Genomic DNA, 14,320 nt, shown 5'->3' on the forward strand with positions numbered 1-14,320 from the left:
TCCCTGCTTACTTCTTGGTGTCGCCCCGGAGCTGCTTTGCCAGGCGATCAAGGACCGCGTTGACGATCTTGGGCTCCTCGCCCTCGAAGAAGGCGCGGGCGATCTCGACATATTCCGTCACGATGACGGCGACGGGCACGTCCTTGCGTTCGATCAATTCGAACGTGCCGGCACGCAATGTAGCCCGCAGTGTCGAATCGAGGCGCGACAGCGGCCAGTCTTCCTGCAGCGCCGAGCGGATCAGCGGGTCGATCTTGTCCTGATCGCGCACGACGCCGGAAACGATCGAGCGGAACCATGAGGCATCGGCCTTGAGGTAGGTGTCGCCGTCAAGTTCCTGGCCGAGGCGATGCGCCTCGTATTCGGCAACGACTTCGAGCACGCCGGTGCCGCCGATATCCATCTGATAGAGCGCCTGAACGGCGGCGAGACGTGCGGCACCGCGCTGGTTTGCCGGCTTGACCGGCTGATCGAGATCCCGTGCCATGGTTCAGCCCGCCAACTTTTCACGAAGCGCGATCATGGTGAGAGCGGCGCGGGCGGCGAAACCACCCTTGTCCTTGTCCGACCGGCGCACGCGAGCCCAGGCCTGCTCATCGTTTTCGACGGTCATGATGCCGTTGCCGATGGCAAGCGATTCCGACACGGCCAGATCCATCAGCGCGCGCGAGGATTCATTGGCAACGATATCGAAGTGATAGGTTTCACCGCGGATGACCATGCCGAGCGCTACGAAACCATCATAGAAGGTGCCACCGTTTTCGGCAGCATCGAGCGCCATGGCAATTGCCGGGGGAATTTCGAGCGCACCGGGAACGGTGATCACATCAAAGGTTGCGCCGGCAGCGGTGATGGCGGTCGTTGCGCCATCAAGCAGCGCATCGGCCATATCGTCGTAAAAACGCGCCTCGACGATCAGAAGATGAGGGTTTTCCGTAGGCATTTGCGATGTCCTGATAGTGACAGCGACGCAAAGCGCCGCGAATTGGGCGGGTCAAACCATGTCGGGCGGGGAATGGCAAGCCTTTTTAGCCATGGCTGCCCCGTGTGACGCGCATGCTTGCGCCGTGCCCTGCGCATTGGCAAGGGCGTTATCAGTACGTTTCGAGAGCGGCAGAGCGGATCACATGCGTCATCGGCATTCTTTGCTGCTCGACTTTGAGTGTCGCGATTACAAGGCTGCAGTTGAGCCGTGTGAGCGCGAATGCCCATGCCTTTCTTTTCACAGAGCGATGCTCGCTGTAGACACGACAAACACGGCCAGCCGGGACGGCACCGGCTTACATCTCTCGTGCACCCATTAAGAATCCCCCTGGCCAAAGTCACGGCTTCATGTGGCGGTGCCGGTTCTGGCAATATTTTCAGCGTTCCTCTGGTTCTGGAGCGAAAAAGGCTTAGCTTCGTCTCTGGTCAGCGTCCTCCTCAGCCACCGAGGTTTCTTTCATGACTGAGCCTTCCGTCTTCGCCCGCCTGGTCGCCGTTATCGGCGAATGCATCGTCGCCATCCGGCATTCGCGCGACGAGGCCCGCCCGCCCGTCTACGGCAGCGCGCCCGCCATTCCGCTTGCCAAGCCGCAAGGCCGGATGCCAACCCTGAAGATGCCGACAGCCAGAGGCTGGGAGGGCGACCACAAGCCGACTGCGGCCGCCGGACTGAAGGTCAACGCCTTCGCACGGGGACTGGTGCATCCGCGCAATATGCATGTCCTGCCGAATGGCGATGTGCTGGTCGCGGAATCCATGGGCGAGCAAGGCAAACCCGGCAGTCTGTTCGATCATGCGATGTCGGCAACGATGCAGCGCGCAAGGGCTGCCGGCATCAGTGCCAACCGTGTGACCCTTTTGCGGGATACCGATGGCGACGGTGCGGCTGAGGAGAGCCATGCGCTGATCGAAAACGTGCGCCAGCCGTTCGGCATAGTGCTGATCGGCGACACGCTTTATGTCGGGGCAAGCGACGCGCTTCTCGCCTATCCTTACGAAACGGGCACGACCAGGATCACTGTCCCGGGCCGCAAACTGATGGACCTTGTGCCCGGCGGGCACTGGACGCGCAATCTGATCGCCAGTCGTGACGGCACCAAGATTTATGTGGCGGTGGGATCGCTGACCAACATTGCCGACGGCGGCATGGCGGTCGAAGAAAACCGCGCCTGCATTCACGAATACGATATTGCGACTGGGCAGGCGCGCATCTTTGCCGGCGGCCTGCGCAATCCTGTCGGCATGGCCTTCGAACCGGAAAGCGGAGTATTGTGGACCGTCGTCAACGAGCGCGACGGACTGGGCGACGAAACACCGCCCGACTATCTGACTTCGGTGGTCGATGGCGGCTTTTACGGCTGGCCCTATTGCTACTGGGACCGGGTGGTAGACGATCGCGTGCCGCAGGACGCCGGCAAGGTGGCCTCCGCCCTGCAACCCGATTACGCGCTGGGTGGCCACACCGCTTCTCTCGGTCTCTGCTGGGTGCCGGCGGGAACGCTGCCGGGCTTTCCGGCGGGCATGGCAATCGGCCAGCACGGCTCGTGGAACCGTTCGAAACTGTCGGGTTACAAACTTGCCTTCGTCGCGTTCGAAAACGGCAAGCCCATCGGCCTGCCCCGCGACATACTCACCGGTTTCCTGTCACCGGACGAAAAATACTCCTATGGCCGCCCGGTCGGCGTGGCCCTGGCCGCCGATGGTGCCGTACTGATGGCGGACGATGTGGGCGATGTCATCTGGCGGGTGACGGGTGCGTGAGGGCGCAATAGGACGGGCTGGTTTCTCCGGCCTCAGCCGCCATCCATCTTATCTTCCCAGTGGCGGCGGCAAAGCGAGACGTAGCGATCATTGCCGCCGACCTCCACCTGCGCGCCTTCTCGCACCACGGCGCCATCCGCCCCAACCCTCACGACCATGGTCGCCTTGCGGCCGCAATGGCAGATGGTGCGGACTTCGCGCAGCTCGTCGGCGATCGCCAGCAATTCATGCGAGCCGGGAAACAGCTTTCCCTGGAAATCGGTGCGCAGGCCATAGGCCATGACCGGGATGCCAATGCGATCCGACACGCGGGCAAGCTGCCACACTTGCGCGGGCGACAGGAACTGCGCCTCGTCGACGAAGACGCAGGCGATCGGCTCGTGTCCGTGCATCGCCTCGATCTCGGCGAACAGATCGTCGCCGGCATGAAACGGAATGGCGTCGGAGGACAGGCCGATGCGCGATGCCACCCTGCCCTTTCCGGCCCGCTCATCCAGCGCCGCGATGAAGATGACCGTGCGCATGCCGCGTTCACGGTAGTTGTAGGACGCCTGCAAGAGCATGGTCGACTTGCCGGCATTCATCGTTGCGTAGTGGAAATACAGCTTTGCCATGCCGGTGTTGTGATCCGCCGCGACGACGGGTGGAAGACCGCCCGATCGAAAACCACAGGAAATTGCAGCCGCCGACAGGCCTCCGCTCACCCGTGGCCGGAATTGTTCGGCACCAGCGGCTGCTCGTCCTTCACCTTGGCGCGGTGGAAGATGAAGAGGCCCGACAGCACGATGATGGCAGCGCCAATCAGCGTCTGGAGATCGGGAAACTCGGCAAAGAAGATCCAGCCGAACAGGATCGCCCAAAGCAGGAGCGTATATTGCAGCGGCGCCAGTACCGAGGCCGGCGCAAGCTTCAGCGATCGGGTGATCATCAGATGCGCCGAGCAGGAAACGATGCCCAGTAGGAGCAGAGCCAGCAATTGCTTCAGATCGAACGGGCTCCAGCCGCCAATGCACAAGACGGCCCCGGTGACGAGGCAGGCGAGCGTCTGCCAGGTCACCAGCGTGGTATCCGATGTCGAGCGCAATACCCGGCCGAGCACCATGGACAATGCGAAGGACAGGCTGCCGACAAGGCCGAAGATCGACGGCCAGGACAGCATGGCTTCGGACGGTCGCAGCGCCACCACGACGCCGATGAAGCCGATGGTGACGGCCAGCCACCGCCGCCAGCCGATGCGTTCACCGAGCAGGAAATGCGAAATCGCGGCGACATAGATCGGGCCGGCCATGTAGAAGGTCATGACATCGGCAAGCGGCAGATAAACGACGGCGGCATAGAACAGGCCGGTATCGGCCGTCGCCATGACGACGCGGGCCAGTTGCAGATGCGGCTTTTCGACATTGACCAGCGAGGACAGCGGCCGGCGGGCGAGCATCGGGCCCAGCACGACAAAGGCGCCGAACGATCGCATCAGCAGAACCTGCCCGACCGAGAAGCTGGCCACCAGCCATTTCCCCATGGCATCGTTGAGCGCGAACATGAGAATGCCGACGAGCATCAGAATGATGCCCATCGCAACCGCGTTGCCGCCTATGGCAGGCGCCAATGATTTGTTCATGATGTGGAGGCGCTCCAGCACGCCGGTTGCGACACGGTTTCGAGCCAGGATTTGAAGGCCTGGCCGGCCGGTTCGACGCTGATATGTGCGCGGCTGATACTCCCGTTGCAGCCTGTCGGCAAGGGGCTTGATGCGGCGGCGCGCCGACATGACAGCGACACTTCACAGCGACCGCGTTATTCCCTAGCCGCCGAGCGCCCGAAGGCGTATCGGGCCCTGACGAACCGTGCGTATGACCCGAGCCGGCAGTTAAATTATCAGCCACAAACGCTGGCACCGGCCTCTGTGCCCCGCTCCAGGTCAAAGAAAATGGCCGGACGATCGCTCGTCCGGCCTTTGATGCGTATTGAAAATTGCTGCCTAAAAAATTCTCGTCGAAAGCGCTTGATCAAAATTTCTGGTCAAAATTCTTCCCAGGCCTCGCCCGAGGTCGCGAGTGCTGCGTTGCCGCCGGAGACCCTTCGCACCAGGTTGCTGACCATCTGGCGCGCCGGGGAGGCCACCGGACGGGTATGAGGTGCTGCCGCCTGCGGCTGACCCGGCCGGCGGCCGGAAGCACCGCCATTGCCCAGATTGAACTGGCCGAGCAGATGCGTCAGCGCCGCCGCCTCGCTGGCAAGACCATGGCTTGCGGCATTGGATTCCTCGACCATGGCAGCGTTCTGCTGGGTACTCTGGTCCATGGTGTTGATCGACGTGTTGATCTCCTGGATGCCGGTCGCCTGTTCGCGGGCCGCCTCGATAATGGCACGCACCAGAAGGGAAATTTCCTTGACCTCGTCCTGGATCGCCTCCAGCGCTTCGCCCGTCTTGCCGACCAGATCGACGCCGGAGCGGACGTGATTGCCGGAATTGCCGATCAGTGCCTTGATCTCGCGGGCCGCGTTTGCGGAACGCTGGGCCAGTTCGCGCACTTCCTGGGCAACGACGGCGAAACCCTTGCCGGCTTCCCCTGCGCGCGCCGCTTCCACACCAGCGTTGAGTGCCAGGAGATTGGTCTGGAAGGCGATATCGTCGATGACGCCGATGATGTTGGAAATCTCGCCGGAGGACTTTTCGATCTCTTCCATGGCGGAAACCGCACGGCGAACGACCTCACCGGACCGCTCGGCCTCGGTGCGGGCCTTTTCGACCAGCGAACCGGCCTCTTCGGCGCGCTTTGCGCTGTCGCGCACGGTGGCGGTCATCTCATCGAGGGCGGCAGCGGTTTCTTCAAGCGAAGCAGCCTGCTTTTCGGTGCGCTTGGCCAGATCGTCGGCAGCCGACCGGATCTCATCGGCGCCCGAGGAGATCGCGGCGGCATTGCCACCAACGGTCTTGAGCGTTGCCTGAAGCTTTTCCAGGGAAGCGTTGAAATTGCCCCGCAACATATCGAGCTGATCGACAAAAGGTTCGGTGATGCGATAGGCGACATCGCCGTCCGACAGGCGTTGCAGGCCAAGTGCCAGGGCCTCGACGGCGGCCTTGGTGTCTGCCGCGTCCTTCGCCTTGGCGGCTTCACGGGCACGGGCTTCCTTTTCCGACTGGTTACGACCGGTTTCCGCTTCACGGGACAGACGGGCGCTTTCGAGCGCATGGTCGCGGAAAATGGCGACGGCCTTGGCCATCTGACCAACGGCATCCTTGCGAAGGAGGCCCGGAATTTCGCCGGCGGTATCCCCCTCGGACAGCGAGACCATACGGCTGTTCAGGCGGTTGATCGGGCCGACAATGCTGACCGTCGCGATATAGAGCGCCAGCAGAACCAGGGCCAGGATGATAATACCGAGCACGGTCGGAGCGACCATGATGGTAAAGCCGTTTTCCGCGCTCAGATGCGCGGCCCCCTGTTCAGCGGCCTTCATCAGCTCGTCGTTGGCGGCGGCAAACAGCGGCAGCGTGGCCATGACCTTGGCGCCGGCCTCACGCATCGCCGCGCGCGCCTGGATCGCCTGACCTGCCTGCGAAAGCTCGATGACGCGCCGGCCGACCTGATCGACCTCACCGACGGCTTTCAGCATGGCCGCTACGGCAGTTGCACGGGACGGGACCAGCTCGGCGGTCTTGGCCACGCGTTCCTTCATCAGGATGAGATCGCCCTGATACTTTGCCACCGCGGCTGCAAATTCCGGCGACGCGGGATCGTTGACCTGCATCAGACCGAGCTGCAGCCCCATCTGGAGCAGGCCGCCGGTGGCGCGCGCGTTGAGAGTGGACGCCAAGCTCTCATGGCCGATAAAATTCGAATAGCGCTGATCGGCATCGCTAAATTCGGTGCTGACATAAACCAGACCGGAAAAGGAAATGATGCCCGTCAGGGCGACGAGGACGACGATCTTCGTGCGGATTTTTGCATTATCGAGATATTGCAACATGGCGGGTTCCGAGTGGCGCACAGACGACCGCGCCCGGCACAATGCGCCGAACCTGGTAAGATCTGTTTGATGAAAATACTGAACATGGCTGCCGGAGCCGCAGCATCGCGGTCCATACGGCGTTAATTGCCGACTATAGTCCTAGCCACCGCGTGGTTTAAATTTGATTAAATCACGATTCAACAGAAGTAATTATATCAATATCTAAAGAGACTTAATGCCAATTTGCGATTTATTGTCGCAACACTGCAATCCTCTGTGGAAAATCCGGCATATGGCCATCGCTTGCCGGTTGCGATACCGACGCAACTGCCAATAATACAGTAAAGACAGGATACACGATCAGTTTCTGTGAGGCCCGGTAAAGCTCGATTGCGCGTAGTCCCGCGGCTTGGAGGCGTTGGGCATGGACGGCAATATGTAGGTCGCGGCGACGGCGAGCAGAACCACGCCGAGGGATGTGGAAATCAGCACCAGCTTCATGCTTGCACCTCCGAAACGCAGTTCTCCGTAACGCCCTCAACGCGATTTCGTTCCGCGCCGAGGCGGGATGCGTTTAGGGTTGGGCCTGCGGCTGCGGAAACTCAGCCAGTCTCGCGGCATAACGGGCCATCGTATCGACCTCGAAATTGACGTGGTCGCCGGCCTTGCGCTCCGCCCAACTGGTCACGCCGAGCGTGTGACGGATCAACAGGACATCAAAATCAGCGCCATCAACGGCATTGACGGTGAGCGACGTGCCATCGAGCGCGACGGAGCCCTTGGGGGCAACAAAGCGGGCGAGATGCTCAGGGGCACGCAGGCGGATGCGGACAGCTTCGCCTTCCGGTTCGACGGAGAGGATTTCCGCCGTGCCATCGACATGGCCGGACACGATGTGTCCGCCAAGCTCGTCGCCGATCTTCAGCGCACGCTCCAGATTGACCTTCGCACCCTGCTGCCAGGTGGCGATCGTGGTCAGGCGCAGCGCCTCCTCCCAGGCTTCGACTTCGAACCAGCGTTCATTGCTGCCTTCATCCGGCAGGCCGGTAACGGTCAGACAAACCCCGGCATGGGAAATAGAAGCGCCCATATCGATCGTTTTCGGATCATAGGCCGTGTCGATGCGCAGTTTCACCCCTTCGTCCATGGGAGTGATGGCGGAAACCGTGCCGACATCGGTGACGATACCAGTGAACATCAGGCGGACCTTTCGTAATCATGACGGCGATCTGCGCCGACCGCGGCGGTGCCAAGAAATGTGAAGCTGGCCGGCATATCGGAAGGCGTAAGCGGCGATTCAAGGCCGCCGTTACCGATCACCCTGTCGCCGACATAAAGGACGATGCGGTCGATGAGACCCTCGGCGAGAAACGCGGCCGCGACCGTTGCGCCACCTTCGACGAGCAGGCTGGAAATGCCCATGCCGGCAAGGGTTTGAAGCAGGGTTCCCAGTCCATCGGCACTGAGACGTGTGATCGGCGCCGTTAGCCTGTTCGTTTCTCCGGCATGATCCTGCTGTCGGCATGAGCAGGATGCGGGCGGTATCGCCGCGTCCTTGGCTCCGTCCGGCGTCCCGCCCGTCGATGCCACGATGACCGGCGCCCGGGCTGCCGTCTGCGCCAGTCGCGACGTTTCGGCAAAACGCCCGTTCCGGTCGAGCACGATGCGCAGCGGAGAGCGGTGCTCCAACCCAGGGATGCGCACCGTCAGGTCCGGATCGTCGGCCAGGACCGTGCCGATCCCGACAAGGACGGCGTCGTGTTCTGCACGCAGGCGGTGGACTTCGGTACGCACGGCCTCGCCTGTGATCGCGATCTCTTCGCCGCGGCGGCCCAGCATTCCATCCGCGGAAACCGCAAGTTTGAGGGTCACGAAAGGACGTCCACGGAGCTTGCGCATCAGATAGCCCGCCAGCGGGCGCCTTGCCTCGTCCTGCAGCAGGCCGGTTTCAACGGCAACGCCGGCATCAACCAGGATTTTTACGCCCTGCCCCGCCACGCGCGGATCGGGATCGATGACCGCAACCACGACGCGGGCCACAGCCGCATCGACGAGAGCGTTGGCGCAGGGTGGCGTCCGACCGAAATGAGCGCAGGGTTCGAGCGTGACATAGGCGGTGGCGCCGCGCGCGCTGTCGCCGGCCATGGCGATCGCCTGCGTTTCCGCATGTGGCCTTCCGCCGACAGCGGTCACCGCCGCCCCGACAACCGCGCCATCCTTGACGATCACGCAGCCGACGGAAGGATTGCTGCCGGTCAGGCCGGTATGCGTGCGCGACAGTTCGATGGCCTGCCGCATGAAGCGGCGGTCATCTTCCGGCGTGCTTTTCGGCACCACGATCAGGGCTCCACGACGCTGTCGCGGCCGATCTTGGCATTGATTTCGGCGATCACCTTCTCAAAGTCTTCCGCATGGGAGAAGTCGCGATAGACGGAGGCATAGCGCACGAAGGCGACATCATCGAGGCTCTTCAGGGCCTCAAGAACCTGCAGACCGATCTCTTCCGAGGAGATTTCCGCCTCGCCCGAACTTTCCAGACGCCGCACGATGCCCGACACGGCCCGCTCGATGCGGTCGGCATCGACCGGCCGCTTGCGCAGGGCGATCTGGAACGACCGCACCAGCTTGTTGCGGTCGAAAGGCGCCTTGCGACCGGTCTTCTTGACGACCAGAAGCTCACGCAACTGCACGCGCTCGAACGTAGTGAACCGTCCACCGCAATCCGGGCAGATGCGGCGTCGGCGGATGGACGTCGCGTCCTCCGCCGGACGGCTATCCTTCACCTGCGTGTCTTCGGATTGGCAATAGGGGCAGCGCATGCGCGATCGGTCCTTGGCGATTACATGTACGGATACATGGGGAAGCGATCGGTGAGCGCCACGACCTTCTCGCGCACCGACGCTTCGACGGCGGCATTGCCTTCGTCGGAGTTGGCGGCCTTGAGGCCATCCAGAAGTTCGACGATGAGATTGCCGATTTCGCGGAATTCCGCTTCCTTGAAGCCGCGTGTCGTGCCGGCCGGCGTGCCGAGACGGACACCTGAGGTAACGAACGGCTTTTCAGGATCGAACGGGATGCCGTTCTTGTTGCAGGTGATGTAACCGCGACCAAGTGCTGCCTCGGCGCGCTTGCCGGTGGCGTTCTTCTTGCGAAGGTCGACCAGCATCAGGTGGTTGTCGGTGCCGCCGGACACGATATCGAGGCCGCCGGCCACCAGCGTTTCCGAAAGCGCCTTGGCGTTCTTCACGATCTGGGCAGCGTAATCCTGGAATTCGGGCTGCAGCGCTTCACCGAAGGCAACGGCCTTGGCGGCGATGATGTGCATGAGCGGACCGCCCTGCAGGCCGGGGAAGACGGCCGAATTGAACTTTTTCGCCAGATCCTCGTCGTTCGTCAGGATCACGCCGCCGCGCGGACCGCGCAGAGACTTGTGGGTCGTGGTCGTCGCAACATGGCAGTGCGGGAACGGCGACGGATGCTGGCCACCGGCAACGAGACCGGCAATATGGGCCATATCGACCATGAGATAGGCACCGACCTCGTCGGCGATTTCGCGAAAACGCTGCCAGTCCCAGATGCGGGAATAGGCGGTGCCGCCGGCGATGATCAGCTTCGGCTTGTGTTCGCGTGCCTTGGCGGCGACATTGTCCATGTCGAGAAGGTTGTCGTCTTCACGCACGCCGTAGGACACGACGTTGAACCATTTGCCGGACATGTTGACCGGCGAACCGTGGGTCAGGTGGCCACCCGAATTAAGGTCGAGGCCCATGAACGTGTCGCCCGGCTGCAGCAGGGCGAGGAACACGGCCTGGTTCATCTGCGAACCGGAGTTCGGCTGGACGTTGGCAAAGTTGACGCCGAACAGTTTCTTGGCGCGCTCGATGGCGAGCTCTTCGGCGATATCGACAAACTGGCAGCCGCCGTAATAGCGCTTGCCCGGATACCCTTCCGCATATTTGTTGGTCATGATCGAGCCTTGGGCTTCGAGCACGGCGCGCGAGACGATGTTTTCCGAGGCGATCAGTTCGATTTCGTGACGCTGACGACCAAGCTCCTTGCCGATCGCGCCGAAGATTTCGGGATCGGTCTCGGCCAGCGGGCGGGAAAAGAAAACCTCGGTCGTCGACATAGGCATGGCTCCTCGAAGGGGTGGGCAAGCGATGTCTCGCGTCTTAGCGGTCCGGCGAGATCAGGGCAATACGAAGAACGACATTTGCAGGTCCGAAGACGCTCACCGGCCCGAAATCCAAGCGCCTGCGAAGGGCAACAAAAAACCCTCCCGCAGCACGGGAGGGTTCATGAAAGCCGGTATAGGCCGCATGTTTATTGCGGCAGCATGTCGCTTTCGGTCAACGAACCCTGGCGTTGTTCGATGCCCGTCGTGGTCTGCAGCGCCAATTCCTGGTTACCGTCCTGCTGATAGATATCGTCGCGGAACTGCACGACACGGTCCTTGGCGGACCACGCGGTGATGTAGACGATATAGACCGGCACTTCCTGCGACAGCTTGATCGGCGTGTTCACGCGGCTGGCGATGACGCGCTCCATTTCCTGGCGCGACCAGCCGGGCGTGTCACGCAACAGCCAGGTATTCAGATCGCGCACGTTCTGAATACGCATGCAGCCGGAGGATTCGAACCGAATGAGCTTGTTGAACAGGCCCTGCTGGGGCGTGTCGTGCATGTATTCGTTGTTCGGGTTGTGGAAGTTGATCTTGGTGGAGGCCATGGCGTTGATCTTGCCCGGGTCCTGACGGAACATCAGGTTGGGAGCCTTTTCGGCATGCCAGTCCACGGTTTCGGGCGAAACTTCCTGGCCTCGGCCGTCGAACAGACGGATCTGGTTGCGCGCAAGATAGGTCGGGTCCTTGCGCATCAGCGGCACGATATCCTTGACGATGATCGAGCGCGGCGCGGTCCAGTACGGATTGAGGATGACCTCATAGACCTTGGAATTGATGACATGGGTCGGGCGGTCGATACGGCCCACGACGGCCGTGTTTCGCAGCGCCACGCGATCGTTCTCGACGGCCTCGACATAGGCGGCGGGAATGTTGACCATCATGTAGCGCGGACCGAGATCGCCCGACATCGCCTGCAGGCGCACGAGGTTGGTTTCGAGCTGCATCAGGCGGGTGCGGGCCGGCACGTTAAGCGCCTTGACGGAGAATTCGCCGAGAACGCCATCAGCCGGCAGGCCGTGGCGAGACTGGAAACGCTTCACCGCACCGTCGACATAGCTGTCGAAGGCCGGCGAAATGCCGGCCTGTCGCGACAGGTCACCGGAAATCATCAGGCGCTGGCGCAACTGCTGCACGGCCGGATCGGTGACCCCGAGACGCAGGGTCTGGCCAGAATTGACTTCCGGCCAGCCACCGTTTTGGACGATGCCCTGATATTCCATGATCGCGGTCTGGATATTGCCGGGGCCGGACGGCCCAAGAACCGGGTTGTTAGTGCTGACGCTGGCGCTGGAAGAGGAGCGCGCGTCGAACTGGTCGTCCCAGCCGCCGCGGCGAGGCGCATTGATCAGATCGTCGATTGCCGATTGCGCCAGTGCCGGTGCAGCCAGAGCCGCGGCACCGGCCGAAACCGCCGTGCGCAGCATGGTGCGGCGGGAAATCAGTTCAGATCCAATCTTCTTCGACATCTTCCTGTCCATTTCATCCGTAAGCCTCACGGCCAGTTGCCTAAACGGATATGGTTAAAAATCGTTGCGTCGCGCCGCGGGCAAGGCGCGCAAGGGAGTGACGCATGACGGGCTTTGTATAGTTGCCGGTCCCATAGCAATATGGCCGATTCGTGTCATGAAAAGTCCCGCTCACGCCGCTGTGTTGGGACGTGACCGGATTAGCATGTCGGCAATTGGCTCAGCGCAGGCGATTTGCCTTTGCGAAATCGGACCGACGAACCGTTTGAGGTCGGTCAGTTCAGTTCGATCGCCGGCGGATATTTTGCGAAGCACGCTGCCGCAACGGCCTGGGCCTGTGCCGGCTGATCAAGCATCATTCCGGTCAGACTATCGACCTGCTGCGCGAGGCGCTCTTCGGCCGTGCCGGTCGGCATCGAGCCGGGCTCCTGCGCTTGAACGTCCGTTTCCGCCCCGTGCGATTGCGCCGCCATATCGGTCAGCGCCAGCAGCTTCTTTTCCTCCAGCAGCCGCTCCTTGAGATCGTCGTCGGCATAGGCGTAAGCCATGACGGTAAAAACAGCGACACAGGTTTCCGGCCCGGCGGTATCGGGGCTCGAACCGGCAGGCGCTGTCTGCGCCCTTGCGGTCGATGTCAGAAGCGCACAGGCCAAAGCGATCGACGGCAGAAAGGCGGATGAAGCCGTCCTGATGCTTGCCGGCCAAACCGAACTCAAAACCGGATCAGGTCTCAACCTGCGCATAGACTACCCCATTACAATTGACCGGCGCCAGCGCCCGTCTCCATTCCCGTGGCAGAAATAACGGCCTTTGCGCCAAACCTCAATCGGATCGTCAGACGTGCAACTGACCCGCCTCAACCGCGGCTTCTACCAAGAGATAATATGAGACCTACTTGCGTTGTCTGACATTCTCGCGGACAGTGTCCTTGCCCCCCGTCCTTGAGGAGGGTTTCGAGGGACGGCGTTTGGCGCATGGCACTCAACGGGAGAATGTTTCATGAAATTTTCGCGTGTTTTCATGCTGGCGACGGTCGCGACCGTGTTTTCCACGCTTGCCGCCGCACAGGATTATCCGTCAAAGACGGTGACGATCATCGTGCCGTTTGCGGCCGGCGGCAATACCGATGCATTCGCGCGGCTGGTCGGTGAGAGGCTGGACCAGCGGCTCGGCCAGCGCTTCATCATCGAAAACAAGCCGGGCGCGGGCGGCAATATCGGCCTGGGCGAACTTGCACGCGCTGAAGCCGACGGCTACACGATCGGCATGGGCACCGTCAGTTCCAATGCCATCAACCAGACACTTTACAAGGAACTTCCCTATGACAAGGCCAAGGGATTTGCGCCGATTTCGCTGATCGCCACCCTGCCCAATGTACTGGTGGTCAACCCCGAGCGGATTTCGGCCAAAACCGTCCCCGAACTGATCGCATTCCTTAAAACCAAGCCTGGCGAGATCAGCTATGCGTCTTCCGGCACCGGCACATCGATCCATCTGGCCGGCGAGCTTCTGGCCACCAAGGCGGGCGTGACGATGAACCATGTTCCCTACAAGGGATCGAGCCAGGCCATCATGGACGTGGTCGCCGGCCATGTGGACATGATGTTCGACAACATTCCGACGGCCGCCCAGCAGGTCAAGGCCGGCAAGGTCCGGGCGCTGGCCGTGACCAGCCTCGAAAAAGCCGAGCTCCTGCCCGACGTCCCGACCATGGCGGAGACCATTCCCGGCTTCGAAGCGACTTCCTGGCACGGCCTGTTTGCGCCTGCCGACACGCCGCCGGAGATTGTCGCGAAACTGAGCAGCGAAGTGCAGGCGATCATGGCCGACCCGGACATGGTGGCCAAGATCAAGGGCATGGGCGCAACCCCCGTCGGCAATACTTCAGCCGCGTTCAAGACCTTTATCGCCAGCGAAACGTCGAAATGGGCGGAGGTCATCAAGGCTGCCGACATACCCTTGCAGTGAGAAT

General features: G+C 61.9%; 14 protein-coding genes. 2 read left to right on the plus strand and 12 right to left on the minus strand.

The window, feature by feature from the left end; genetic code table 11:
* Positions 1–7: 7 nt before the first annotated feature.
* A complete protein-coding gene (gene nusB / locus ACQKKX_RS12545; RefSeq protein WP_427571024.1) occupies positions 8–487 on the minus strand; it encodes a transcription antitermination factor NusB in 480 nt (159 codons plus the stop codon).
* A gap of 3 nt (positions 488–490) precedes the next feature.
* Entirely contained in the window at positions 491–943 is a 453-nt protein-coding gene (ribH, locus tag ACQKKX_RS12550; protein WP_427571025.1) for a 6,7-dimethyl-8-ribityllumazine synthase, read from the minus strand.
* 500 nt (positions 944–1,443) lie between these two features.
* Between ribH and ACQKKX_RS12555 the strand changes: the two genes are divergently transcribed.
* Positions 1,444–2,745 carry a PQQ-dependent sugar dehydrogenase gene (locus ACQKKX_RS12555; RefSeq protein WP_427571026.1) on the plus strand — a complete coding sequence of 434 codons (1,302 nt, stop codon included), beginning with the start codon at positions 1,444–1,446 and terminating at the stop codon, positions 2,743–2,745.
* Positions 2,746–2,777: 32 nt separating this feature from the next.
* On the opposite strand, the gene ACQKKX_RS12560 is transcribed toward ACQKKX_RS12555, so the two are convergent.
* The 10 genes from ACQKKX_RS12560 to ACQKKX_RS12605 all read right to left on the minus strand — a co-directional run bounded on the left by ACQKKX_RS12560 (position 2,778) and on the right by ACQKKX_RS12605 (position 13,091).
* Positions 2,778–3,359, minus strand: a complete 582-nt coding sequence (locus tag ACQKKX_RS12560; RefSeq protein WP_427571027.1) for a thymidine kinase — start codon at positions 3,357–3,359, stop codon at positions 2,778–2,780.
* Positions 3,360–3,445: 86 nt separating this feature from the next.
* Entirely contained in the window at positions 3,446–4,363 is a 918-nt protein-coding gene (locus ACQKKX_RS12565) for a DMT family transporter (protein ID WP_427571028.1), read from the minus strand.
* A gap of 401 nt (positions 4,364–4,764) precedes the next feature.
* Positions 4,765–6,717, minus strand: a complete 1,953-nt coding sequence (locus tag ACQKKX_RS12570) for a methyl-accepting chemotaxis protein (RefSeq protein WP_427571029.1) — start codon at positions 6,715–6,717, stop codon at positions 4,765–4,767.
* Between the two features lie 342 nt (positions 6,718–7,059).
* Positions 7,060–7,200 carry a hypothetical protein gene (locus ACQKKX_RS12575; protein ID WP_427571030.1) on the minus strand — a complete coding sequence of 47 codons (141 nt, stop codon included), beginning with the start codon at positions 7,198–7,200 and terminating at the stop codon, positions 7,060–7,062.
* Between the two features lie 73 nt (positions 7,201–7,273).
* Entirely contained in the window at positions 7,274–7,897 is a 624-nt protein-coding gene (locus ACQKKX_RS12580) for a riboflavin synthase (RefSeq protein WP_427571031.1), read from the minus strand.
* On the minus strand, positions 7,897–9,036 hold the full coding sequence (ribD, locus tag ACQKKX_RS12585; protein WP_427571032.1) for a bifunctional diaminohydroxyphosphoribosylaminopyrimidine deaminase/5-amino-6-(5-phosphoribosylamino)uracil reductase RibD: 1,140 nt from the start codon (positions 9,034–9,036) through the stop codon (positions 7,897–7,899). The genes ACQKKX_RS12580 and ribD overlap by 1 nt, the downstream gene beginning before the upstream one ends.
* A 2-nt stretch (positions 9,037–9,038) precedes the next feature.
* Positions 9,039–9,518 carry a transcriptional regulator NrdR gene (gene nrdR, locus ACQKKX_RS12590; protein ID WP_427571033.1) on the minus strand — a complete coding sequence of 160 codons (480 nt, stop codon included), beginning with the start codon at positions 9,516–9,518 and terminating at the stop codon, positions 9,039–9,041.
* 20 nt (positions 9,519–9,538) lie between these two features.
* Entirely contained in the window at positions 9,539–10,828 is a 1,290-nt protein-coding gene (glyA, locus tag ACQKKX_RS12595; protein WP_427571034.1) for a serine hydroxymethyltransferase, read from the minus strand.
* Between the two features lie 194 nt (positions 10,829–11,022).
* Positions 11,023–12,348, minus strand: a complete 1,326-nt coding sequence (locus ACQKKX_RS12600) for a L,D-transpeptidase family protein (protein ID WP_427571035.1) — start codon at positions 12,346–12,348, stop codon at positions 11,023–11,025.
* Between the two features lie 275 nt (positions 12,349–12,623).
* Positions 12,624–13,091, minus strand: coding sequence for a hypothetical protein (locus tag ACQKKX_RS12605; protein ID WP_427571036.1), 468 nt, complete (start codon positions 13,089–13,091; stop codon positions 12,624–12,626).
* Between the two features lie 256 nt (positions 13,092–13,347).
* Here ACQKKX_RS12605 and ACQKKX_RS12610 point away from each other — a divergent pair, with 256 nt between their 5' ends.
* Positions 13,348–14,316 (plus strand): Bug family tripartite tricarboxylate transporter substrate binding protein, encoded by a 969-nt coding sequence (locus tag ACQKKX_RS12610; RefSeq protein WP_427571037.1) that lies wholly within the window; start codon positions 13,348–13,350, stop codon positions 14,314–14,316.
* The last annotated feature ends 4 nt before the right edge of the window (positions 14,317–14,320 follow it).

The sequence above is a fragment of the Neorhizobium sp. NPDC001467 genome, assembly GCF_050275975.1.
In the GTDB taxonomy this organism is placed as follows: Bacteria; Pseudomonadota; Alphaproteobacteria; order Rhizobiales; family Rhizobiaceae; genus Neorhizobium.

Coding starts and splice junctions, on each gene's coding strand:
- ACQKKX_RS12575 (WP_427571030.1), bottom strand. CDS start 7,200: ATGAAGCTGGTGCTGATTTCCACATCCCTCGGCGTGGTTCTGCTCGCC.
- nrdR (WP_427571033.1), bottom strand. CDS start 9,518: ATGCGCTGCCCCTATTGCCAATCCGAAGACACGCAGGTGAAGGATAGC.
- nusB (WP_427571024.1), bottom strand. CDS start 487: ATGGCACGGGATCTCGATCAGCCGGTCAAGCCGGCAAACCAGCGCGGT.
- ribH (WP_427571025.1), bottom strand. CDS start 943: ATGCCTACGGAAAACCCTCATCTTCTGATCGTCGAGGCGCGTTTTTAC.
- ACQKKX_RS12570 (WP_427571029.1), bottom strand. CDS start 6,717: ATGTTGCAATATCTCGATAATGCAAAAATCCGCACGAAGATCGTCGTC.
- ACQKKX_RS12555 (WP_427571026.1), top strand. CDS start 1,444: ATGACTGAGCCTTCCGTCTTCGCCCGCCTGGTCGCCGTTATCGGCGAA.
- ACQKKX_RS12610 (WP_427571037.1), top strand. CDS start 13,348: ATGAAATTTTCGCGTGTTTTCATGCTGGCGACGGTCGCGACCGTGTTT.
- ACQKKX_RS12560 (WP_427571027.1), bottom strand. CDS start 3,359: ATGGCAAAGCTGTATTTCCACTACGCAACGATGAATGCCGGCAAGTCG.
- ACQKKX_RS12565 (WP_427571028.1), bottom strand. CDS start 4,363: ATGAACAAATCATTGGCGCCTGCCATAGGCGGCAACGCGGTTGCGATG.
- ACQKKX_RS12600 (WP_427571035.1), bottom strand. CDS start 12,348: ATGTCGAAGAAGATTGGATCTGAACTGATTTCCCGCCGCACCATGCTG.
- glyA (WP_427571034.1), bottom strand. CDS start 10,828: ATGTCGACGACCGAGGTTTTCTTTTCCCGCCCGCTGGCCGAGACCGAT.
- ACQKKX_RS12580 (WP_427571031.1), bottom strand. CDS start 7,897: ATGTTCACTGGTATCGTCACCGATGTCGGCACGGTTTCCGCCATCACT.
- ACQKKX_RS12605 (WP_427571036.1), bottom strand. CDS start 13,091: ATGCGCAGGTTGAGACCTGATCCGGTTTTGAGTTCGGTTTGGCCGGCA.